The organism is Collinsella sp. LCP19S3_B11 (assembly GCF_052121915.1).
Lineage (GTDB): Bacteria > Actinomycetota > Coriobacteriia > Coriobacteriales > Coriobacteriaceae > Collinsella.
The window spans coordinates 165,831-187,025 of sequence record NZ_JBQKDI010000001.1 but is presented as its reverse complement, the minus strand read 5'-3'; the positions used below and the strand labels follow the sequence as shown (position 1 = coordinate 187,025).

The window sequence follows — 21,195 nt, the reverse complement described above, 5'->3', positions numbered from 1 at the left end:
GTGGGCGTGCACCGCGACCGCCCTAGAACGTCGCCTTGTAGCGGGTAACTTTCTCGCGGTAGTCGCGCGTGTCGGCCTCGCGCAGCTCGGTCATGGCATCGCGCTCGTCATCGGATAGGTTCGTGGGAACCTGCACCTTGATCTCGACGAGCAGCGCGCCCGTACGGCCACGGTGCTTAACGTCGGGCGCCCCCATCTCCTTAAAGCGGAACTTCTTGCCCGTCTGGGTACCCGCAGGCACTTTCAAACGGACCGTCGCACCGCCGGGCGTGGGCACGTCCACCGTGCAGCCGAGCGCCGCCTCGTAGACCGAGACCGGTACCTCCATGGTCACGTCGGCGCCTTTGCGCTTAAACAGCGGGTGCTCCTCCACATGCGTGGTCACGACCAGGTCGCCGCGCTCGCCACCGGCGACGCCATACTCGCCGCGACGCTTGTAGCGTAGCTTGCCGCCGTCGACCGCGCCCGCGGGCACCGAGACCGTAATGGTCTGCTGCTCGCCTGTCGAGGGAATGCGATAGGTGACCTTGTGCGTCACGCCGCGAAACGCGTCCTCGGCCGTCACATCGACGGTCAGCGACAGGTCGCCGCCCTTGCGAGCGCGGCTACGACCCGCGCCGGCGCCGGCAGCGCCCGCAGCCCCGGCAAAGCCCGAGCCCCAATCGCTGCCCCAGGCGCCGTTGCCGCTAAAGATGCTGTCGAAGATGTCGCCCCAGCCGCTGGCACCCGCGCCGGCACCGTAGCCGCCGCCATACGCGCCGCCTGCGCCCGGCATGCCGCCAAACATGAGCATCTGGTCGTACTCTTTGCGCTTCTTCTCGTCCGAAAGCGTCTCGTAGGCCTCGCTGATCTCCTTGAACTTGGCCTCGTCGCCGCCGGCGTCGGGGTGATATTTTTGCGCGAGCTTGCGAAACGCGCTCTTGATCTCTTTGTCGGAGGCGCTCTTGGATACGCCCAGGATGTCATAGAAGGTTTTGCCTGCAGCCATCGTAGCTCCTCTCCTGTTTTATCCGTCGCCCAGCGGGCGGCGGTTCATGCTTTCATATGGCACTAGGCCAGAAAGGGCCCCGGGTGTTGCCCCGGGGCCCTTCTCAATTACTCCTCGGTGCTCTCGGCCGTATCGGCCGCAGCATCCTCGGGCGCCGCTTCGGGCTCCGGTGCGGGGCGCTTTTCGCCACCGTAGGTCACCGTCACCATCGCGGAACGCAGGATGCGGTCCGCCATGCGGTAGCCCTTCTGGTACACGTCGTTGACGGTCTCGTCGTACTGCGACGAGTCCTCGACACGACCCACAGCCTGGTGCTCGAGCGGATCGAACGCCTCGCCCTTGGGGTCGATGGGCTCAACGCCCTCGTGCGCAAACACATCGAGTAGCTTGGCATGCACCGCGTCGACGCCGTCGACGAACTGCTTAAAGTCGTCGGCAAGCTCTTGGCCGCGGGCATGGTCGATCGCACGCTCGATATCGTCGACCACCGGCAGCAGCGCAGTGACGAGCTTCTCTGTCGCGCGCTCACGCTCGGCGATACGCTCGCTGGCGGTGCGGCGACGGAAGTTCTCCCAGTCGGCCTGCAGACGGGCGGTGCGCTCGGTGGCGTCCTTCGCCTTGTCCTCGGCAGCCTTCTGAGCCTCTGCCGCGGCATCGAGCTCATTGCGCACGTCGGCAAGCTCCTTCTGGGCCTGCTCGAACTTGAGCTTAAAGTCGTTGTCGGCGGCTTCCTCACCGGCGCGGATAGCGGCTTCCACCATCTCGTCCTCGGTCATCGTCGCCTCCTTGTTGGAATCCTCTACCTGGTTCTCGACAGCCTCGGCGGCCTCGGCCTCGTTGGCCTCGGTATCGTCGACGGCCTCTACGGGAATCTTCACGTCCTTCTCCTCAGAGTCAACGGGGGCGGCTCCAACGGCAGCCGCCTCCGTGCGAGCTTTACGGGCGGACATGATTACTTGTCCTCGTCGTCCACAACCTCGTAGTCGGCGTCGACGACGTCATCGTCGGCAGGCTGGGCGCCGGCGGCACCGTCGGTCTGCTGCTGAGCGTCGGCGTAGACAACCTGAGCCAGCTCGTAGGCCACGGACTGCAGGGACTCGCCAGCGGCCTTGATGGCCTCGACGTCAGAGCCCTCGAGCGCCTTCTTGGCATCGGCGATAGCGGCCTCGGCCTTGGACTTCACGTCGGCGGAAACCTTGTCGCCCAGCTCGTTGAGGGTCTGCTCGGTGGAGTAGCACAGGCTGTCGGTCTGGTTGCGGACCTCGACCTCTTCCTTCTGCTTCTTGTCCTCCTCGGCATGAGCCTCGGCGTCCTTGACCATACGATCGACTTCTTCGTCGGACAGAGCGGTGGAGCCGGAGATGGTGATCTGCTGCTCCTTGCCGGTGCCCTTGTCCTTAGCGGAGACCTTGACGATGCCGTTGGCGTCGATGTCGAAGGTGACCTCGATCTGCGGCACGCCGCGGCGGGCAGCCGGGATACCGGTCAGCTGGAACTTACCGAGCGACTTGTTGTCGCGGGCAAGTTCGCGCTCGCCCTGGAGCACGTTGATCTCGACGCTGGTCTGGTTGTCGGCAGCGGTGGAGTAGACCTCGGTCTTGGAGGTCGGAATCGTGGTGTTGCGGTCGATCATCTTGGTCATGATGCCGCCCATGGTCTCGACGCCCAGCGACAGCGGGGTAACGTCGAGCAGCAGGATGCCCTCGACGTCGCCGGTGAGCACGCCGCCCTGGACGGCAGCGCCGTCGGCAACGACCTCGTCGGGGTTCACGGACATGTTGGGCTGCTTGCCGGTCATGGTCTTGACGAGCTCCTGGACGGCGGGCATACGGGTAGAGCCGCCGACGAGGATGACCTCGGTCAGATCGGAGAGCTTAAGGTTTGCGTCGCGCAGGGCGTTGGTGACAGGCTGCTTGCAGCGCTCGAGCAGGTCGCGGGTGATCTTCTCGAACTCGGCGCGGGTCAGCGTGTAGTTGAGGTGCAGCGGGCCGGACTGGTTCATGGTGATGAACGGCAGGTTGATAGTGGACTGCTGGGCGGCGGAGAGCTCCTTCTTGGCGTTCTCGGCGGCCTCCTTCAGACGCTGCAGGGCCATGGGGTCCTGACGCAAGTCGACACCGTTCTCCTGCTGGAACTTATCGGCCATCCAGTCGATGACGCGCTGATCCCAGTCGTCGCCGCCCAGGTGGTTGTCGCCCGAGGTGGACAGAACCTCAAACACGCCGTCGGCGAGGTCGAGGATGGAGACGTCGAAGGTACCGCCGCCCAGGTCGAAGACCAGGATGCGCTGGTCGGAGCCCTGCTTGTCCAGGCCATAGGCCAATGCGGCAGCGGTCGGCTCGTTGACGATACGCTTAACGTTGAGGCCGGCGATCTTACCGGCGTCCTTGGTGGCCTGACGCTGGGCGTCGTTGAAGTAGGCCGGGACGGTGATGACGGCGTCGGTGACGGTCTCGCCCAGATACTTCTCGGCGTCGGCCTTCATCTTTGCGAGCGTCATGGCGCTCACCTGCTCGGCGGTGTATTCCTTGCCCTCGATGTCGACGACGGCACGGCCACCCTGGCCCTCCTTGACCTCATACGGCACGGTCTTGAGCTCGGAGGTGCACTCGGAGTACTTGCGGCCCATGAAGCGCTTGATGGAGAACACGGTGTTCTTGGGGTTGGTGACCGCCTGGTTCTTAGCGGCCTTGCCCACGACGCGGTCGCCGTCGGCACGGAAGCCCACGACAGACGGGGTGGTGCGGTCGCCCTCGGCGTTCACGATGATGGTCGGAGAACCGCCCTCGAGAACGGCCATTGCGGAGTTAGTAGTACCAAGGTCGATACCAAGAATCTTGCCCATTAGAAATTCCCTCTCTCTTGTGCGTTTGCACCGACTCGGCGGTCTGCCAAGCGGTCTTTCGGTTTGTCTTTCAGGATGTAGTGTATCCCCTTATGGACCGGAATATACAAAATCTAAGTCAATTCATATAAGATTTCTTATCACTTAGAGTTTAGGTTCTCGAATACGCAGGTAGATGCGCTGATTGAGTTCTCGGCAAATCTATCGAGATCTATGTAGAGATGGCTGAGGTTTGGGCCGGGGGTGCCTGGGGCTGCTTTACGGAAAGCTCGTCCCGGTTTGAGTGTGGATTCCGGGTCGTAGTTTCCGTCTGAAGGCTCAACCGGAAACCATATCCCGTTTTGAGAGCTGATACCGGGTCGTAGTTTCCGCTAGCGGGCCCAACCGGAAACTGCGACCCGTTTTTCGACCAGATAACGGGATGCGCTTTCCGAAAGCCCACTCAATTGCTCAATAATTCGAGTCACCTTTAGTTAACATTTGCACAGCTCACCAGCCTCACCTGTGCGTTTCTTAGTAAGCCGTGGCATACTCGGCGAATGGTATGAAGATGCCGGCCAGAGGGTATTGCAAACGGTCGCTCACGTGGTATGTTTTTGCCCGAATCAAACCGGCGCGCATCGCCTGTAGCGTCGGTCAACAGAGAGGAAACTACCATGGCTCATCCCGTAATTGATGCCGACGAGTGCATCGCTTGTGGCGTTTGCGTCGACTCCTGCCCCGCTGGCGTTCTGGAGCTCCAGGACGTCGCTACCGTTGCTGACGAGGACTCCTGCGTCGCCTGTGGCGCTTGCCAGGACGCTTGCCCCGCCGGCGCGATCACCGAGATCGTCGAGGAGTAACAGCTCTTCCACCTGCACACACTCAAAAGTACACCGTGCACAAACAAAAAGGAGGCCTCCGCATCGCCGCGAAGGCCTCCTTTTTGTACGGATAGCTAATTTGGCACCGTCGCAGGTTGAGCATAAATCAGCGAAAACGCCCCTAAGCGAGCAAGGTGACGTGAAAGAGAAGGGAAGCGTACTTTTGTACGCGACCGACGATTGAACGTCAGATTGCCGCTTAGGGGCGTTTGCAGCATCGGCTACGATAGATCGTCTTCGTAGGGCATCAGGTCTGCCAGATAGCCCTTCTCCTTGAGCATAGCCTCGATCTCGTCGAGGGTTTGCTCATCCTCTGCCGCGATGCGATGGAAGTGATAGCCGCTCGTCACCGTTAGTAGCGGAAAGCTCTTGCCGCTCTCGATATCGTGCAGGTAGCGCTCAACATCGCGACGATTGCGGATGTCCAGGTCGGCCGTGATCTTACCGTACACGCGGTGATTGACGATCACGTTGAGCACGGCGCCTCCGGCGTCGACGATGCTCGTGAGCTCATCGCCTGCCTGCTCCATGCTATGGCGAACCTTGACCAGGCGCGTGGGCACGGCGGGGCTGCTGGGAGCCTCCTGCAGCACGTAGCCGCGATTGGTGGCCACGATATCGTGCCCATCGGCGCGCAGCAGGGCGATGTCTTGCACGACAACCTGGCGGCTCACACCCACCTCGCGAGCAAGCGTACTGCCGGAGACGGGGTCTTTGGCTCGCTCGAGCACGCCCATGATGGCACGGCGACGCTCGCGGGCGTCCATTATTTACCGTCCAGCAGACGCAGGTGCTTAAGCGAGAGGTCGAGAATCGGCGCAGAGTGCGTCAACGCCCCCGAGCTAATAAAGTCAACGCCCAGGTCGGCAAGCGCACGGATATTGCTGGCATCCACGTTGCCCGAACACTCGGTCTTGGCGCGACCGGCAATAAGCTCAATCGCGGCAGCCATGTCATCGTGGGTCATGTTGTCGAGCATGATGATGTCGGCGCCGGCCTCCACGGCCTCGCGCACCATGTCCAGGTTCTCGCACTCGATCTCGACCGTCGCGGTAAACGATGCATGGGCGCGCGCCATCTCGATCGCACGCGTCACGCCGCCGGCGGCGTCGATGTGGTTGTCCTTGAGCATGACGGCCGTCGACAGGTTGTAGCGGTGGTTGCTGCCGCCGCCGATCTCGACCGCGGCCTTCTCGAAGACGCGCATACCCGGCGTGGTCTTGCGCGTGTCGACGAGCACGGTCTTGGTGCCCTCGAGCGCCGCAGCCATCTGGTGCGTATAGGTAGCGATACCGCTCATACGCTGCAGGTAGTTGAGCGCCACACGCTCGCCCGAAAGCAGCACGCGCGCATCGCCGCGTACCTGGCCCACATGGTCGCCGGCGTGCACCTCGTCGCCATCGGCAACATCAAACAGCACCGAGCTCTGCGGATCCAGCAGCTCAAAGGTACGAGCGAACACATCCAGGCCCGCGATGATGCCATCGGCCTTGGCGATGAGCTCCACCGTGGCGGGACGCGCCGTGGGGCACACGCTCGCCGTGCTCACGTCCTCAAACGTAATGTCCTCGCGCAGAGCCTGCAGAATCAGATCATCGACGACGAGCTTCATGGTAATGGGGTTCATGGTCTACTCCTCCACGGCCTTCGTGCCGGCGGCACGGGCCAAATCATCGATTGCCAGGGTGTCGGCGCTCAGGGCGCGATGACGGCCATCGAGCGCGGGCTCGCCCGCCTGCTCCACGGCGAGCGACTGGCCGGTACGCATGTGCCACGCGGCGCGACGACCCCAGACCAGCGCCTCGAGCAGGCTGTTTGATGCAAGGCGGTTCTTGCCGTGAACGCCGTTGCAGGCCGTCTCGCCGGCGGCATAGAGCTCGGGCATCGAGGTGCGGCCGTCCTTGTCGACCCACACGCCGCCCATAAAGTAGTGCTGCGTGGGTGTGACGGGGATGGGCTCGTCCAAGATGTCGCGGCCGTCCTCCAGGCAGCGTGCGCGAATGTTGGCAAAGTGTCCGGTTACCACGTCGCGCTCAACGGGGGCAAAGCTCAGCCACTCGTGCTCGGTACCATCCTGCTTCATCTGCTCGCGGATGGCGGCAGCGACCACATCGCGCGGCTGAAGCTCATCGGTAAAGCGCTCGCCGGCGGCGTTGAGCAAAATCGCGCCCTCGCCGCGGCAGCTCTCGCTGATCAGGAAGGTGCGGCCCGGCTGCGGCGAGAACAGTCCCGTGGGGTGAATCTGCACGTAGTCCAGGTGCTCCATCTTAATGCCGTGCTCCTGGGCGATGTAGCAGGCATCGCCGGTGAGCTGCGGGTAGTTGGTCGAGTGGTCGTATACGCCGCCGATACCGCCTGTCGCCCACAGCGTGTGGCGGGCATGGATCTTAAACGGCTCGCCGGCATGCACGCCCTCGGCGGCATTTGCCAGCTCGTCGGCGGGGCGAACCGAGTTGTCCTCGTCCACGGGAACGGCGACGACGCCGAGGCACGCCGTGGCGCCATCACGCTCGCCCGTCAGGATGTCGGTCATGGCCACGTGCTCCAAAATCTGCACGTTATCCAGCTTGCGAACGGCCTGGAGGAGCTTGGTCGTGATCTCCTTGCCCGTAATGTCGGCATGGAAGGCGATGCGCGGGCGACTGTGCGCACCCTCGCGGGTAAAGTCGAGGCTGCCGTCGGCCTTGCGCTCAAAGTCCACGCCCATGGCCAGCAGGTCGTTGATGACCGAGCGGCTCGAGCGGATCATGATGTCGACGCTCTCACGGCGGTTATCGTAGTGGCCGGCGTGCATGGTGTCCTCAAAGAAGGCGTCGTAGTCAGAGCCTTCGGGAAGCACGCAGATACCGCCCTGCGCGAGCATCGAATCGCACTCGTCGACAGCGCCCTTGGAGAGCATGATCACGCGCGTGCTCGTCGGCAGATTGAGGGCCGCGTATAGGCCCGCCACGCCGCAACCGGCAATGACGACGTCGCACTCCATGTCGGGGCATTGTTTGGTTTCCACAGGAATCCTCTCCCTTGTAATGTGACATAAGGGATGGTCCCTCATGTCACATTGGCTTAGCGCGCCGCGTATTCGAGCATGCGGTCGAGCGTGAGCTTGGCCTGGTCGGCGGCCTCATCCGACACGCCGATCTGCACCTCGCCCTCGCCCGTCTCCAGGCAGCGCACGAGCTTTTCGAGCGTGATGAGATCCATGTTGACGCAGGTGGGCTGCACCGCGGGGAAGTAGAACTTTTTGCCGGTGCCCTGGCAGCGCCGCTCGAGCTCGTAGAGCACGCCGCGGACCGTCACGATGATGAACTCGCTCGCGTCCGACTCCTCGGCATACTTGATGATGCCGGCAGTGGAGCCGATGTAGTCGGCCTCGGCCAGGACGTCGGCCTTGCACTCGGGGTGCGCCAGCACGAGCGCGTCGGGGTGCGCCTCCTGTGCGTCGACGATCTGCTCGACGGTGATGATGTGATGGCGCGGGCAGTAGCCGTTGTTGAGGATGACGTGCTTTTGGGGCACCTGCTCGGCCACAAAGCGGCCCAGGTTCTGGTCGGGAATGAACAAGACGTGCTGCTGCGGCAGCTCGGAGACGATCTTGACGGCGTTAGAGCTGGTAACGCACACGTCACTCCAGCTCTTGATCTCGACCGTCGAGTTGACGTAACACACCACGGCCAGGTCGTCGCCATATTCGGCGCGCGCCGCGTCGACCGTCTCGTGCTTGACCATGTGCGCCATGGGACAGTCCGCGCCCGGCTCGGGCAGCAGCACGGTCTTGGTGGGATTGAGCAGCTTGGCACTCTCGCCCATAAACTCCACGCCGCACAGCACGATAGTCTGCTGCGGCAGGCTCTTGGCGAGCTTTGCCAGGTAGAAGCTGTCGCCGACGAAATCGGCCACAGCCTGAACCTCGGGCGCCACATAATAGTGCGCCAGGATCACTGCGTCACGTTGGGTTTTTAGCTGATGAATGGCCTCGACGAGCTCTGCGGGCACCAGTGCCGCGCGCTCCGTTGCCGTCGTTGCCGATGCCAGGCCGGCCGCGATATCGCGTGCAAGCTCCGATGCATCCATGTTCGCGCTCTGTGCCATCAAGGCCCCTCTCTTTTGGCGAATCTTGGGGCTTTAGTATGACACCCGGCTTTACAGCTGACAAGACAGCTGTAAAGCCAGGTGTAAAGTTGGAATAAAGATTCAATCTTGGGGCGGGTCCATTTTCGAACTGGCAAGCTGAGGACAGTCGAGCTCTCGATAACGCAGGAGGCATCTTTGGGCGCCCGCCGCGCATGGTCGACGGCATGCCCGTGGCCGAGCACACCGGACACGGCTTTGACACCAAGAGCATCAAGTTCGCCGTCGAGCGCATGAACGGCAACTGCCAGTTTCGCATTCACGGCAATCGGTTTGAGCTTCGCGCAGTGATGTAAGGGCGCGACAAGTCGGCGCCGCGCTCGACCCATCAGGACCGCCTTGCCGGCGCCAGTCCGCTACAGCGGTGCGGCGGCCGGGGTCAGCTGCTTGATGTAGGCCCACATGCGCTGCTTGGCGGCCTTGTCGGTCAGCGCGGCCTCAAAGCCGTCGAGCGCGAGTACGCGACGACCCTGCACGTGGGCGACCAAGCCGGGCTTGAGCATGGCGGTATCAAAGTCGTCGATCGCCACGAGCATGTCTGCGTAGGTCTCGCGCATGGTATCGGCCGCGCGATCGTCCAGCAGCAGGACCGCCTCGGGGTCCAAGGCCTCGAGCGCCTCGCGGAACAGCTCGCACGGCAGGTCCTCGCCTATCGCAACCGCTCCGTCGCCCGCGCCGGCAACACTTGCCAGCACGCAGAAATCCTCGGGCGCGTAACCGATGGCGCCGAGCGCCTTACGCAACGCGGCGCCGTCTGGACCGGCAGCCAGCTCGCCACCCGCACGCTCGGCATCGTCTAAATCACCTTTTACCAGCACAATCGGCGAGCACGCGTTACCCGCGATACGCACGCCGCGGCCCGCGAGCGATGCGAGCTCCTGCTCGGCCGCCTGGGCGATGGCTTCTTTTTTCTGGCTTTGTGACGTGGGCATGCGCTCTCCAATCGTTTGCGTGCCCACCATTATATAAAAGAGCCGCCTGCGAGTGGTTGCATTGCGGGCCGTTGGGTATAAGCACGGTCGTACTGAGTTTTACGCGGCCGAGCCGCGTCGCACTATGGAGGTCACCATGGCTGACATTAAGCAGATTACCCCCGAGAATTTCGATTCCGTCGTTAACGGCAGCCTTCCCGTGCTGGTTGATTTTTGGGCACCGTGGTGCGGTCCCTGCCGTTCGCTCTCGCCCATTGTTGACGAAGTGGCCGACGAGCTGGCCGGCAAGATTACCGTCGCCAAATGCAACGTCGACGACAATCAGGACCTGGCCATGAAGTTTGGCGTTATGAGCATCCCCACGCTGGTTGTCTTTAAGAACGGCGAGGAAATCGACCGCTCCGTCGGTGCGCTGCCCAAGGCCAGGCTGCAGGCGCTGCTTGAGAAGCACCTGTAATACGCCGGTCATGTGTTGCCGTCCATGAGTGGTTTTGTGCCGCTCGCCGGAGAGCCGGGTGTTGCGCCCGCGACCACGGATAGTATGGTAATCACAAACAGCCCCCAGTGAACGGGTGCGGGTCAGACGGACTCGCACCCGTTTTCTTATGCGGCGATGCGTAAAGCGGGCGTAGTAGAATCTGAACCACTGATTAGACCCGTACAAAAGGAGATTTCCCATGCATGACGTCGGAATGAACATGAGCCAGCTTGCCATGAGCGTCAAGCAGGTCGACGACACCATTGAGCTCGCCCACGAGTGGAGCCATCAGCTGCTGCATGCGACCGAGAACTTTGACATGGAGCGCATTGGCGCCAAGCTCGAGGCCGCCATGGCGGCGCTCCACGAGGCGCACGACGCACTCGAGGGCTACGAGGAGGCCATCGAGGCCGACCATAACTCCGTTGGCTCCGTAAAGCTGGTGTAGCGTGGCCGAGCACGAGCACGCCTGCGAGCACGAGCATCCGCACGGGCCGACCGGCGACGTGGGCTGCCGTTGCAGCAGCTCCGCCTCCGAGCTGGTCCGTTTTTCGGTCACCGCTCCCGACGACCTGTTGCGCCGCTTTGACGAGCAAATCGCGCGCCGCGGCGACGTTGCCAACCGCTCCGAGGCCGTGCGCGACCTGATTCGCGCCTCCATTGCCAAGGAGCAGATGCGAACGCCCGACGAGCAGGTCATCGGATCGCTCACCATGATTTACGACCATCACACCGGCGATCTGACACGCCGTCTGGACGAGGTGCAGCACGACTACACCGACGAGATTGTCTCGACCATGCACGTGCATCTGGACCACCACAACTGCTTGGAGATTCTGGCGCTTAAGGGTCGCGGCGAGCGTGTCTACGAGCTGGCCGACCGTCTGCTGGGCCTGCGCGGCGTTAAACACGGCGAGCTCACCTGCGCCGCCACCGAGCAGAGCCTGGGGCTGTAGCGGGTCTTTGCGCGGCGCACCTGCCAAGAAGGGACAGGTTTGTTTTGGCAGGTTTAACGTTTTACCTACCAAAATAAACCTGTCCCTTTTTGGCAGGTCTCGATGAAGGAGGGTCGCATGCGACATGCGCATATCCATGTAACGGGCATTGTGCAGGGCGTCGGCATGCGACCGTTTGTGTATCGCGAGGCCATGGCGCACGGCATTTGCGGCTGGGTGCTTAACGCGGGCGATGGCGTGCATATCGAGGCGCACGCTCTAAGCGAGGCGCTCGACGAATTTGTCGCCGCGCTTTCCGAGCATACGCCTGCGGCGGCTCGTGTGGAGCATGTCGAGGTTATGGACCTAGCGCCCGGCGACTGGGACGCCGCCAACGAGCGGGGCTTTCGCATTGTGGCATCGCAGGATCAAACCGCCCACACGACGCTCGTCTCGCCCGACATCGCCACGTGCGACGACTGCCTGCACGAGCTGTTCGACCCCGCCGACCGACGCTTTCACTATCCCTTTATCAACTGCACCAACTGCGGACCGCGCTTTACCATCATCCGGTCGCTGCCCTATGACCGAGCGGCCACCTCGATGGATTGCTTTCCCATGTGCCCCACCTGTGCCGCAGAGTATGGCGACCCGCTTGACCGGCGGTTTCACGCGCAGCCCGATGCCTGCTTTGATTGCGGGCCGCACATTACGTGGCGCGAGGCCGGCGAAGCCGCCGCGTCGCTGACCGTCGGCACCACGCGCAAGACCAGCGACGCCATTATCGACCGCTGTGTTGAGCTGCTGGCCAACGGCGGTATTGTTGCCATCAAGGGCCTGGGCGGATTCCACTTGGCATGCGACGCCTCCAACGAGCAGGCGGTGGTCGAGCTGCGCCGTCGCAAGCGCCGCAGCAACAAGCCGCTTGCCGTTATGGTACGCGGCCTTGCCGATACTGAACGCCTGTGCCATGTCAACGACGTTGAACGCGGCTTGATGACCGGCAGCATTCGCCCCATCGTGCTGCTGCACCGACGTGCCGTTTGCGAGAGCGGCGGCTCCCCCAACGCGCTCGCGCCGTCCGTCGCGCACAACCTTCCTGAGCTTGGCGTTATGCTCCCCTACACCCCGCTTCAGCATCTGTTGCTTGCCGCGGCAGAAGCCCGCGGTATGCACGCGCTCGTCATGACCAGCGGAAACCTGAGCGAAGAACCCATCGAGACCGATGACAACCTTGCCTGGGAACACCTCGTTGCCGCCGGCATCGCCGACGCGTTGCTCGGTAACGACCGCGCAATCCTCTCGCGCTACGACGACTCTGTGGTGCGCGCGGTGAACGGCGCCGTTATGCCCGTTCGCCGCGCTCGCGGATATGCACCCCAGCCGCTGCCGTTGCCGGCGCTCGACGGCGCTCCGTCCTGCGTGCTCGCCTGCGGGCCGCAACAAAAAGCTACGATTGCGCTCACTCGCATGGACTCGGACGGTCATACGACCTGTTTTGTGTCGCAGCATATCGGCGATATCGAAAACGGCGGAACCTTCGATGCCTGGAGCGCCGCGCTCTCGCGTCTGGAAAACCTCTTTGACCTGGCGCCTGCCGCCTTGGCATGCGACATGCATCCCAGCTATCTGTCGAGCCAATGGGCGCGCGAGCAGGCACGGGAGCACAATCTGCCGCTCGTCGAGGTCCAGCACCATCATGCGCATATCGCGAGCGTAATGGCCGAGGCGATTGCCGCGGGCCAGCTTACAACCGACGCGCGCGTCCTTGGCATCGCCTTTGACGGCACCGGCGCCGGCACCGATGGGACCATTTGGGGCGGCGAGTTTCTTGTTGCCAGCCTTGGCGGCTTTGAGCGCGCCGCGCATTTGCGCACCTGGACGCTCCCCGGCGGGGCGGCCTCCGTGCGCGACGCCCGCCGCAACGCCTTTGCCCTGCTCAGTGAGCTCGGCCTGCTTGAACATCCGGGGGCCGAGCGGCTCTTGGACGGCCTAGACGAGCAAACACGCAGCGTGACGGCAACGATGATCGAGCGGAACATCAACAGCCCACGCACGAGCAGTATGGGGCGTCTCTTTGACGCCGCCGCTGCAGTTTTGGGCATTTGCGGGCAGGCAACCTACGAAGGCGAGCCCGCCATCGAACTCGAAGCCGCCGCCTGGCGCGCGCTCGGCAGCAAAATTACCCATGTTCCCGGCGATAAAGACGGCTGTTCCGCATCTGACCCATTGCGACTGGACAGTTTGTTCAGATTTGTATTAAAAACAGACCCTCTAACCAACGGTTTTGGCTCAGATTACCCCGAAGAGGGCTCTCCAGGCACCTCATTTGCGGTTAATTCGCCCGCCGGATACCCCAAATCAACCCATTCGGGGTCCTCGCAGACGATCTATACCACCCATTACCACTCTAAAAAGTACAAATCTGAACTAACTGTCCAAGCAACCTCGAGCAGGTCTCTCGTCCTGAGCCCCAGCTCACTTTTTGCGGCGCTTTTGGAGGGAACCAGAGCCAGTGTGCCCGCCGACAGGCTCGCACTCGACTTCCATGTCGCCGTCGCGCGCTCTTCGGCACGCATCGCCAGCGAGATCTGCACCCGTGAAGGCCTCGACACCGTCGCGCTCTCGGGCGGCGTGTTCATGAACCGACTTCTGCTCCAGCTCCTCACCCGCGAGCTCAAAAGCGCAGGTCTTACTGTCCTTATCCCGCATACCGTGCCCGTCAATGACGGCTGCATCGCCTACGGTCAGGCGGCGGTCGCAAGCGCTCGTCTTGCGCAAATCGCATCGCAGTAGCTCGCTCTCGCACGCCGCTGTGCCCAGCCGTCTCACAGGCGTAACGCGTTTGCCCGCGAACCCCGCGAGCGCTACCATCAACTGATGGATTATTGAGCGCCCATCCAGCGCAAAGCGTCTAAAAGGGGAACAATATGTGCCTTGCCGTCCCCGGTAAAGTAGTCAAACGCGACGACGGCCTCAAGGCCACCGTCGACATGATGGGCATCGAGCGCCCCGTGTCGCTACGACTCGTGCCGACGGCGCAGGTTGGCGACTATATTCTCGTGCACGCCGGCTTTGGCATCCAGATCGTCGACGAGCAGGAAGCGCAAGAAACGCTCGAGCTCGTTAACGCCATGACCGAACTGGCCGAAGAAGACCAACTGGCCAGCAACCCGGCCGAGGCATACTAGTGGCGGCCGGACAGCCGGCGCGCTCCGGTATCGACTTTTCGGCATTTCGCGACCCCAAGCTGGCTCGCGAGCTCATCGATCGTATTCAAGAGCTTGTCGGCAACCGCAGCATCAACCTTATGGAAGTCTGCGGCACGCACACCGTGAGCATCGGCCGCTATGGCTTTCGCTCCATTATGCCGGCCGGGCTCAAGCTGCTGAGCGGCCCGGGCTGCCCCGTCTGCGTTACCGCCAACCGTGACATCGACCACGCGATCGCGCTCGCTAACATAGACGGCGCCATCATCACCACCTTTGGCGACATGATGCGCGTGCCCGGATCGTCCACCTCGCTCGCAGCGCAAAAGGCGGCAGGGCGCGATATCCGCATCGTCTACTCCCCGCTCGATGCGCTTGACATTGCCGAGCAAAACCCCGATCGTCCGGTCATTTTTATGGGCGTGGGCTTTGAGACTACGACGCCCACCATCGCCGCTGCCATCTTGGAGGCCGAGGCGCGCGGGCTTTTGAACTTTTCGGTCTATTGCGCCCACAAGACCACGCCGCCGGCGTTGCGCGCCATCGCCAACGATCCCGAGACCGCCATCGACGGCTTTATCCTGCCGGGCCACGTCGCCACCATCACGGGTTTGGCGCCCTTTAGCTTTTTGGTCGACGAGTTCGATACCCCGGGCGTGGTCACGGGATTTGAACCGGTCGATATCCTGCAAGGCATCTGCATGCTGGTCCAGATGGCTGTCGAGGGCAGGCCCGCGATCGACAACGCCTACCGCCGTGGCGTCAACGCAGACGGCAACCCCGTGGCGCGACAGCTGGTCGAGCAGGTGTTTGAGCCATGCGACACCACATGGCGCGGGCTGGGGCCGATTGCCAACTCGGGCCTTTCCATCCGCCCTGAGTTCTCGCGCTTTGATGCCCGTACCCGCTTTGACGTGCCCGTTGAGGCGACGGTCGAGCCGCGTGGGTGCCGCTGCGGCGACGTGCTGCGCGGGGCCATTACGCCGAGCGGCTGCCCGCTCTTTGGCCGCACCTGCACGCCCGAGCACCCCGTCGGCCCGTGCATGGTGAGCTCCGAAGGCAGCTGCGCGGCGTACTACCGCTACCGCGACTATTAGGTTCCGCCGTTCTAACGAGCGGCGGACTGGTCGACGTTGCGCCTCACCCATATAATTCCACCCACGATTGGAGTTTTGGATATGTCCCATAGCATCACCGATAGCACCGTCCTTTTGGGCCATGGCTCCGGCGGTCAGATGATGAAACGCATCATCGATGAGGTCTTTTTAGATGCCTTTGGGGCGCCCGAGTTGCTCGAAGGCAACGACGCCGGCGTCGCCGCGCTGCCCGCGAGCGGGCGCATCGCCATGTCGACCGACAGCTTTGTAGTCTCGCCGCAGTTCTTCCCCGGTGGCAATATCGGCCGCCTCGCCGTGTGCGGAACCGTCAACGACGTCGCGACCTCGGGCGCCAACGTGCGCTACCTATCGTGCGGCTTTATCCTCGAAGAGGGCTATCCCATGGATAAGCTCCGCCAGATTGTGCAGACCATGGCCGAGACGGCGCGCGAGGCGGGCGTAGCGATCATCACCGGCGACACCAAAGTTGTTGAGCGCGGCGGGGCCGACGGCGTCTACATCAATACCGCCGGCGTGGGCGAGGTTCCCACGGGCGTGGCGCTCAGCGGCGCCAACTGCCGCCCCGGCGACGTTATCCTGGTGTCAGGCACACTGGGCGACCACGGGATCGCCATCATGAGCCAACGCGAGGGCCTGGCATTTTCGAGCACGATCGAAAGCGATGCCGCGCCGCTCAACCACCTGATTGCCGCCGTTTTGGCCGCCGCCCCCGACACTCGTTGCTTCCGCGACCCCACGCGCGGTGGCCTGGCATCCACACTCAACGAGTTTGCCCAGGCCAGCGGCGTTGCCATGGAGGTCGACGAGGATGCCGTGCCCGTGCGTCCCGACGTGCAGGCCGCATGTGAGATGCTCGGCTACGATGTGCTGCAGGTGGCAAACGAGGGCAAGATGGTTGCCGTCGTGCCGGCCGAGCAGGCCGATGCCGCGCTGAGCGCCATGCGCGCCGCCCGCTACGGCGAGAATGCCGCCATCATCGGCCGCGTGCTGCCGCTTGGATCGGACGCCCGTCCCGCCGTGCGCGTGCGCACCGGCTGGGGCTCGACCCGCATCCTCGACATGCTCGTGGGAGAGCAGCTGCCAAGGATTTGCTAGGGCGGAATCGCATGAGTGGCGCGATGTCACCTGATATCCCTGGAGATGTTCAGATTCCAAGCACACCCAACGCGTAAGCCCAGTATTATGGGGTGCGTTTTGAAACCCAATGACGGGAGCTTTCATGGCAGCAGCTTTTTCCCATGTGATCTTTGATCTGGACGGCACCATCCTCAACACGCTCGAGGACCTGGCAGCCGCCGGCAACCATACCTGCGAGGCGCACGGCTGGCCTACATTTGCCGTTGACGAGTACCGCTACAAGGTGGGAAACGGCATGCTCAAGCTGGTTGAGCGCTTTATGCCCGCCGAGTACGCGGGCGACGGCCGTATGTTTGAGCAGACGCTTGCCGAGTTTAGGGCTTATTACGGCGAGCACAAGGAGGACCACACCGCCCCCTATGCCGGCACGATCGAGATGCTCGACCGCTTGCGTGCCGCGGGTGTGCAGCTTGCCGTGCTCACTAACAAGGACCACGTCTCGGCGGCCCCGCTTATCGAGAAGTATTTTGGTTCCGAGCGCTTTGCGCTGGTACAGGGCCGTGTCGATGCGTTTCCGCCCAAGCCCGAGGCACCCGTCACGCTGCATGTGATGGAAGAGCTGGGCGCCTACCCGGCGACCACGCTCTACGTAGGCGATTCCAATGTCGATATCCTGACCGGCCACAACGCCGGTCTTAAGAGCGCAGGCGTCAGCTGGGGCTTCCGCGGCCGCGCAGAGCTGGAAGCCGCCGGCGCCGACTACGTGGTGGACACCCAGGCAGAGCTCACGGCGCTGGTGCTGGGCGAGTAGCGGAGCCGCTGCTCAACGTAGCTGCGACAATTCTTCCACGCGGAAACGGCATCCCGTTTTGGAGCTCCGGAATGGGGTGCGCTTTCCGTTTGAGGTGCGTCGGGGAAACGGCATCCCGTTTTGGAGCAATATTCCGGGTCGAACTTTCCGCAACCCACCCCATCCGGAAACCGCAACCCACTATTCGGCCAAAAACTGGGCCGCATTTTCCCAAGCACTCGATGTAACGCCGGTGCAAGGAGTGTCCCCAGCTGCCGGCAGAAAAGGAACGTCCCCAAGTGCCGCAAGAGTGTCCCTTTTGACTAGTCATTTAAGAACGTCCCCAATGACTACCATGGCAACGTCGATGTTTCGGCAATGTCAGCGAGCGGGCACCAGAGCAAACAAATTGGCATGAAAAGAGGACGGCATAGACCTTCTGGTCATGCCGTCCTCTTTGAATGACAAGTTGTCGCTCTGGTGCCCACGCAGCGTCGAGCAGTTGCGGCGTTTGGTAAAACGCCGCAACGAACTAGTTCATCATCGCATTCATCATCTCGGTGGTTGCGGAATCGTCGGCAGACCACTCGTTATCCTCGTTGGCGGAATACTTAAAGGTGACCTTGGTGTCCTTGGTCTTAGCGGCCTTGGTCACGTCGACCATCACCTGGCCGGCCATCTTGTACAGCTCGTCCTCGGAAGGCATCGTATCGAGTGCGGCGATCTTCTCCTGATACTGGGTGGCGAAATCTTCGACGATCTTGTTCATGGACTTGCAGGTGATGGTGACCTCGGCGGTCGCGGTGCCCTTGTCCTCATCGACCGTCACATCACCGATCTTGTAATCAAAACCCTCGAGATAGCTCTTGGCATACTCCTTGGGATCGATGCCCAGCTGCTCAAACTCGTCGCCCGAAGCCTCTTCCAGGCCGGAGAGGAAATCATCGCCGCCGTTCTTGATCTCGTCAAACTGACTCGTAAGGTCGTTGGTGATGAGCTCCTCCACCGAAGGCCCTCCGCAGCCGGAAAGCAAAACCACGCACGCGACCAGGGCAGCCATCAGGGGCGCAAGCAGCAGCTTCTTTTTCATGACATTCCTCCAAACAAGCGGCGCTGCGTTTCCCGCGCAGCGCACGTCGTAACAGTAGGTCCATATTAGCGGCTCCGTTCAACCCCCTACGTCGCAAAAGCGTAGGCGGCTCAATTTGACGAGTGAATGGCCCATAAAGCAAGCCCCCTGCAATAAAATGCGCCTACTCGGCCTACTAAAAAAGGGTGGCCGGATAACCCGACCACCCTTGTGCATCTTCTGGATGCCGCAGACTACTTGCGGACGACCTTAACGATGGCGTCACCGGCGGCGACGGCAGACTCGGCCTCGACAGCGAGCTCGACATCGGCAAACTCGGCGGTGTTGGACACGGCCACGACGACGCAGTCCTTGTAACCGGCGGCAGCGATCTTGGCGCGGTCGATCTTGAGCAAGGGCTGGCCGGCCTTCACGACGTCGTCGGCCTTGACGAAGCCCTCGAAGCCGTCGCCATTCATGTTGACGGTATCGACGCCAACGTGCACCAGAACCTCGATGCCGCTATCGGACTGCAGGCCCACGGCGTGACCCATGGTGACGGTCACCTTGCCGTCGCAGGGAGCGTAGACCAGGTCGTCCTCGGGCCACACGGCGCAGCCCTTGCCCAAAACCTCGCCAGCAAAGACGGGATCGGGCACGTCGGCCATCTTGATGACCTTGCCCTTGACGGGCGAACACAGCACGTCGGCGCCGGCAGAAGCAGAAATGGAGGCCGGAGCAGCGGCAGCCACGGGCTCAGCCTTCTTCTTGAACATATCAAACAGACCCATACGTTTTCTCCTCTTGATTAAGCGCAACGTTATGCGCATACCTATGGTGATTATAGTGCCAAATGGCCAAAATGCTAAGGCAAGGGCCCGAATCACAAGCCCTTCCAAGCCCTTCCAAAACCTTTTCCCCAGTGGCACTCATATTGTCGATTAAGCCTCGATAAGCCCCGGGTGAACAAAAGCGTTCCAGATGCCGTCGTCATCGACGTCGGTGGTCACGTAGTCGGCGGCCGGTCCGGCGTTCGGCGGAACGCCGGGGCTCAATTATTCCAAGCCCTCGGTGCCGTTGGACTTGATGATCTCTGGTATGCGAAGAAGCTGTCCTTGCGGCGGCGCTCGTAGGTACCGGTGCCGTCGTCGTACTTATCGACGTGAATGAAGCCGTAGCGCTTGCGCATCTCGCCAGTGCCGGCGGAAACCAGGTCGATGGGACCCCACCAGGTGTAGGCTATCAGGTCAACGCCATCGGCAATGGCCTCGCCCATGGCCTTGATGTGGCTCTGCAGGTAGGCGATGCGATACGGGTCATGGATGGAGCCGTCCTCCTCGACCTCGTCGTAGGCGCCCATGCCGTTCTCGACCACCATCAGCGGAATCTCGTAGCGGGCGTAAATCTCGTTGAGGGCGATGCGCAGGCCCAGCGGATCGATCTGCCAGCCCCAGTCGGTGGGGACGTTCTTAAACGACTAGTCAAACAAGAATGTCCCCAACGACTAGTCGTTTAAGAACGTCCCCAATGGCTACTCTGGCAACGGCAGCGAGCGGGCCGCATCCGGAGCAAGACAACGCCGCAAGTAGAGGACGGACAGCGAGCGACGTCCAGGGAGAACAAGTTGGCATGAAAAAGGCGAGGCATTGACCTTCTGGTCATGCCTCGTCTTTTGAATGACAAATTGTCGCTCTGGGCGGCGCGCAGCGTCGGTGGGTCCGCCGTTCCGCAGAACGGCGGAACCGATAGGGTTGGTAAACCCACGTAACTACCTACTCCCGAGCTCCGTACTGCTCGTAGTAGGCGTCGATGGCGGTCTTAAGTTCGTCATCGATGACGACCTTGCCATCGATCTCGTGGTTGTAGAGGGTCTCGACGACCTCGGCCATGGAGACGATGCTCGCGACGGGGAAACCGTACTTTGCCTCGATCTCCTTCTGAGCGGTGGTCACGCCACCCTTGCCGACCTCCATGCGGTTGAGAGACACGATCAGGCCCTTGATTTCGACGTCGGCGGCAGCCTTAACCTTGGGATAGGTCTCGTCGATGGACTTGCCGCTGGTGGTAACGTCCTCGACCATGACCACACGGTCGCCGTCCTGGGGCTCATAACCCAGCAGGTTGCCCTTATCGGCACCGTGGTCCTTGGCCTCCTTGCGGTCGCAGCAGTACTTGACCTCCTTGCCGTACAGCTCGTGGTAGGCAATTGCGGTCACGACGGCCAGCGGAATACCCTTGTAGGCCGGTCCAAACAGCACATCAAAGTCGTCGCCAAAGTTATCGTGGATGGCCTGGGCGTAATACTCGCCCAGCTTCTTGAGCTGATAGCCTGTCACGTAAGCGCCGGCGTTCATAAAAAACGGGGACTGACGACCACTCTTGAGCGTAAAGCTGCCGAACTTAAGAACGTCGGACTCAACCATAAACTTGATGAACTCTTGCTTGTAAGCCTCCATGCGGGCTCCTCTCGTAATCGCGTACGTGCCCTCCAGTTTAGCGCAGGCGAAGCGTCGATGCGGGTGCGCTTTGGAGCCACATCCCCCCGTTAGAGTAAGGAACTGGGCGGCGCCTCATACGCTAGTCCTTGGGTGCCCAGGACCAGAAGAAGTTGATAAGGGCCACACGCGAGTCGGTACCGGTCTTTCTGTTGATCGAGGAAATGTGGCGGTAGAGCGTAGAGCGCGAAAGGAAAAGCGTTGCGGCAATGTCCTGAACGCTCAACTGTACTCATTTAAGTACGCCCCCAATGAGTGGCCAATGAGT

General features: G+C 62.1%; 22 protein-coding genes and 1 pseudogene. 10 read left to right on the top strand and 13 right to left on the bottom strand.

The window, feature by feature from the left end; translation table 11 throughout:
* Positions 1–22: 22 nt before the first annotated feature.
* From ACTQV4_RS00815 to dnaK, 3 genes are all read right to left on the bottom strand, one after another.
* Positions 23–988: a DnaJ C-terminal domain-containing protein gene (locus ACTQV4_RS00815; RefSeq protein ID WP_441569024.1), complete on the bottom strand. Its 966-nt coding sequence runs from the start codon at positions 986–988 to the stop codon at positions 23–25.
* A gap of 107 nt (positions 989–1,095) precedes the next feature.
* On the bottom strand, positions 1,096–1,938 hold the full coding sequence (locus tag ACTQV4_RS00810; RefSeq protein WP_441569022.1) for a nucleotide exchange factor GrpE: 843 nt from the start codon (positions 1,936–1,938) through the stop codon (positions 1,096–1,098).
* Positions 1,939–1,940: 2 nt separating this feature from the next.
* Entirely contained in the window at positions 1,941–3,833 is a 1,893-nt protein-coding gene (gene dnaK / locus ACTQV4_RS00805; RefSeq protein ID WP_154518137.1) for a molecular chaperone DnaK, read from the bottom strand.
* A 590-nt stretch (positions 3,834–4,423) separates the two neighbouring features.
* Between dnaK and ACTQV4_RS00800 the strand changes: the two genes are divergently transcribed.
* Complete coding sequence (locus tag ACTQV4_RS00800; RefSeq protein WP_158564522.1) at positions 4,424–4,675, top strand: indolepyruvate ferredoxin oxidoreductase subunit alpha; 252 nt, start codon at positions 4,424–4,426, stop codon at positions 4,673–4,675.
* Positions 4,676–4,917: 242 nt separating this feature from the next.
* Here ACTQV4_RS00800 and ACTQV4_RS00795 read toward each other — a convergent pair whose 3' ends face one another.
* The 4 genes from ACTQV4_RS00795 to nadA are packed head-to-tail and all read right to left on the bottom strand — an operon-like array spanning position 4,918 to position 8,785.
* On the bottom strand, positions 4,918–5,463 hold the full coding sequence (locus ACTQV4_RS00795) for a transcription repressor NadR (RefSeq protein ID WP_441015374.1): 546 nt from the start codon (positions 5,461–5,463) through the stop codon (positions 4,918–4,920).
* Positions 5,463–6,323 carry a carboxylating nicotinate-nucleotide diphosphorylase gene (nadC, locus tag ACTQV4_RS00790; RefSeq protein ID WP_441031927.1) on the bottom strand — a complete coding sequence of 287 codons (861 nt, stop codon included), beginning with the start codon at positions 6,321–6,323 and terminating at the stop codon, positions 5,463–5,465. Before nadC ends, ACTQV4_RS00795 begins: the two co-directional genes overlap by 1 nt.
* A 3-nt stretch (positions 6,324–6,326) precedes the next feature.
* Positions 6,327–7,703, bottom strand: coding sequence for an L-aspartate oxidase (locus ACTQV4_RS00785; RefSeq protein ID WP_441031929.1), 1,377 nt, complete (start codon positions 7,701–7,703; stop codon positions 6,327–6,329).
* 56 nt (positions 7,704–7,759) lie between these two features.
* Positions 7,760–8,785, bottom strand: a complete 1,026-nt coding sequence (gene nadA, locus ACTQV4_RS00780) for a quinolinate synthase NadA (RefSeq protein ID WP_441569020.1) — start codon at positions 8,783–8,785, stop codon at positions 7,760–7,762.
* A gap of 194 nt (positions 8,786–8,979) precedes the next feature.
* Here nadA and ACTQV4_RS00775 point away from each other — a divergent pair, with 194 nt between their 5' ends.
* On the top strand, positions 8,980–9,120 hold the full coding sequence (locus ACTQV4_RS00775) for a hypothetical protein (protein ID WP_441560238.1): 141 nt from the start codon (positions 8,980–8,982) through the stop codon (positions 9,118–9,120).
* Positions 9,121–9,180: 60 nt separating this feature from the next.
* Here the strand turns inward: ACTQV4_RS00775 and ACTQV4_RS00770 are convergent, their stop codons facing one another.
* Positions 9,181–9,756 (bottom strand): hypothetical protein, encoded by a 576-nt coding sequence (locus ACTQV4_RS00770; RefSeq protein ID WP_441041769.1) that lies wholly within the window; start codon positions 9,754–9,756, stop codon positions 9,181–9,183.
* Between the two features lie 136 nt (positions 9,757–9,892).
* Here ACTQV4_RS00770 and trxA point away from each other — a divergent pair, with 136 nt between their 5' ends.
* From trxA to ACTQV4_RS00730, 8 genes are all read left to right on the top strand, one after another.
* The gene (gene trxA, locus ACTQV4_RS00765) at positions 9,893–10,213 is read left to right on the top strand and encodes a thioredoxin (protein WP_154518161.1); all 321 of its coding nucleotides are present in this window, start codon (positions 9,893–9,895) and stop codon (positions 10,211–10,213) included.
* Positions 10,214–10,433: 220 nt separating this feature from the next.
* Entirely contained in the window at positions 10,434–10,682 is a 249-nt protein-coding gene (locus ACTQV4_RS00760) for a hypothetical protein (protein ID WP_006235225.1), read from the top strand.
* 1 nt (position 10,683) lies between these two features.
* Complete coding sequence (gene nikR, locus ACTQV4_RS00755) at positions 10,684–11,190, top strand: nickel-responsive transcriptional regulator NikR (RefSeq protein ID WP_441031937.1); 507 nt, start codon at positions 10,684–10,686, stop codon at positions 11,188–11,190.
* A gap of 117 nt (positions 11,191–11,307) precedes the next feature.
* Positions 11,308–13,965, top strand: coding sequence for a carbamoyltransferase HypF (hypF, locus tag ACTQV4_RS00750; RefSeq protein ID WP_441569018.1), 2,658 nt, complete (start codon positions 11,308–11,310; stop codon positions 13,963–13,965).
* A gap of 134 nt (positions 13,966–14,099) precedes the next feature.
* Entirely contained in the window at positions 14,100–14,360 is a 261-nt protein-coding gene (locus ACTQV4_RS00745) for a HypC/HybG/HupF family hydrogenase formation chaperone (protein WP_154518167.1), read from the top strand.
* A complete protein-coding gene (gene hypD / locus ACTQV4_RS00740; protein ID WP_441041777.1) occupies positions 14,360–15,475 on the top strand; it encodes a hydrogenase formation protein HypD in 1,116 nt (371 codons plus the stop codon). The genes ACTQV4_RS00745 and hypD overlap by 1 nt, the downstream gene beginning before the upstream one ends.
* Before the next feature lie 81 nt (positions 15,476–15,556).
* Positions 15,557–16,591, top strand: coding sequence for a hydrogenase expression/formation protein HypE (gene hypE / locus ACTQV4_RS00735; protein ID WP_441569016.1), 1,035 nt, complete (start codon positions 15,557–15,559; stop codon positions 16,589–16,591).
* Between the two features lie 124 nt (positions 16,592–16,715).
* Positions 16,716–17,384, top strand: a complete 669-nt coding sequence (locus ACTQV4_RS00730; protein WP_441569014.1) for an HAD family hydrolase — start codon at positions 16,716–16,718, stop codon at positions 17,382–17,384.
* Positions 17,385–17,895: 511 nt separating this feature from the next.
* On the opposite strand, the gene ACTQV4_RS00725 is transcribed toward ACTQV4_RS00730, so the two are convergent.
* The 5 genes and pseudogenes from ACTQV4_RS00725 to ACTQV4_RS00705 form a co-directional block, all read right to left on the bottom strand.
* The gene (locus tag ACTQV4_RS00725) at positions 17,896–18,453 is read right to left on the bottom strand and encodes a hypothetical protein (RefSeq protein WP_427795241.1); all 558 of its coding nucleotides are present in this window, start codon (positions 18,451–18,453) and stop codon (positions 17,896–17,898) included.
* 233 nt (positions 18,454–18,686) lie between these two features.
* Complete coding sequence (locus ACTQV4_RS00720; RefSeq protein WP_427719835.1) at positions 18,687–19,223, bottom strand: PTS sugar transporter subunit IIA; 537 nt, start codon at positions 19,221–19,223, stop codon at positions 18,687–18,689.
* Between the two features lie 264 nt (positions 19,224–19,487).
* Positions 19,488–19,891 (bottom strand): annotated as a pseudogene (locus ACTQV4_RS00715) (family 1 glycosylhydrolase); the annotation flags it as partial.
* Between the two features lie 313 nt (positions 19,892–20,204).
* Positions 20,205–20,888, bottom strand: coding sequence for an orotate phosphoribosyltransferase (gene pyrE / locus ACTQV4_RS00710; RefSeq protein ID WP_006236284.1), 684 nt, complete (start codon positions 20,886–20,888; stop codon positions 20,205–20,207).
* 121 nt (positions 20,889–21,009) lie between these two features.
* A complete protein-coding gene (locus tag ACTQV4_RS00705) occupies positions 21,010–21,153 on the bottom strand; it encodes a LuxR C-terminal-related transcriptional regulator (RefSeq protein ID WP_427727303.1) in 144 nt (47 codons plus the stop codon).
* Positions 21,154–21,195 lie beyond the last annotated feature (42 nt).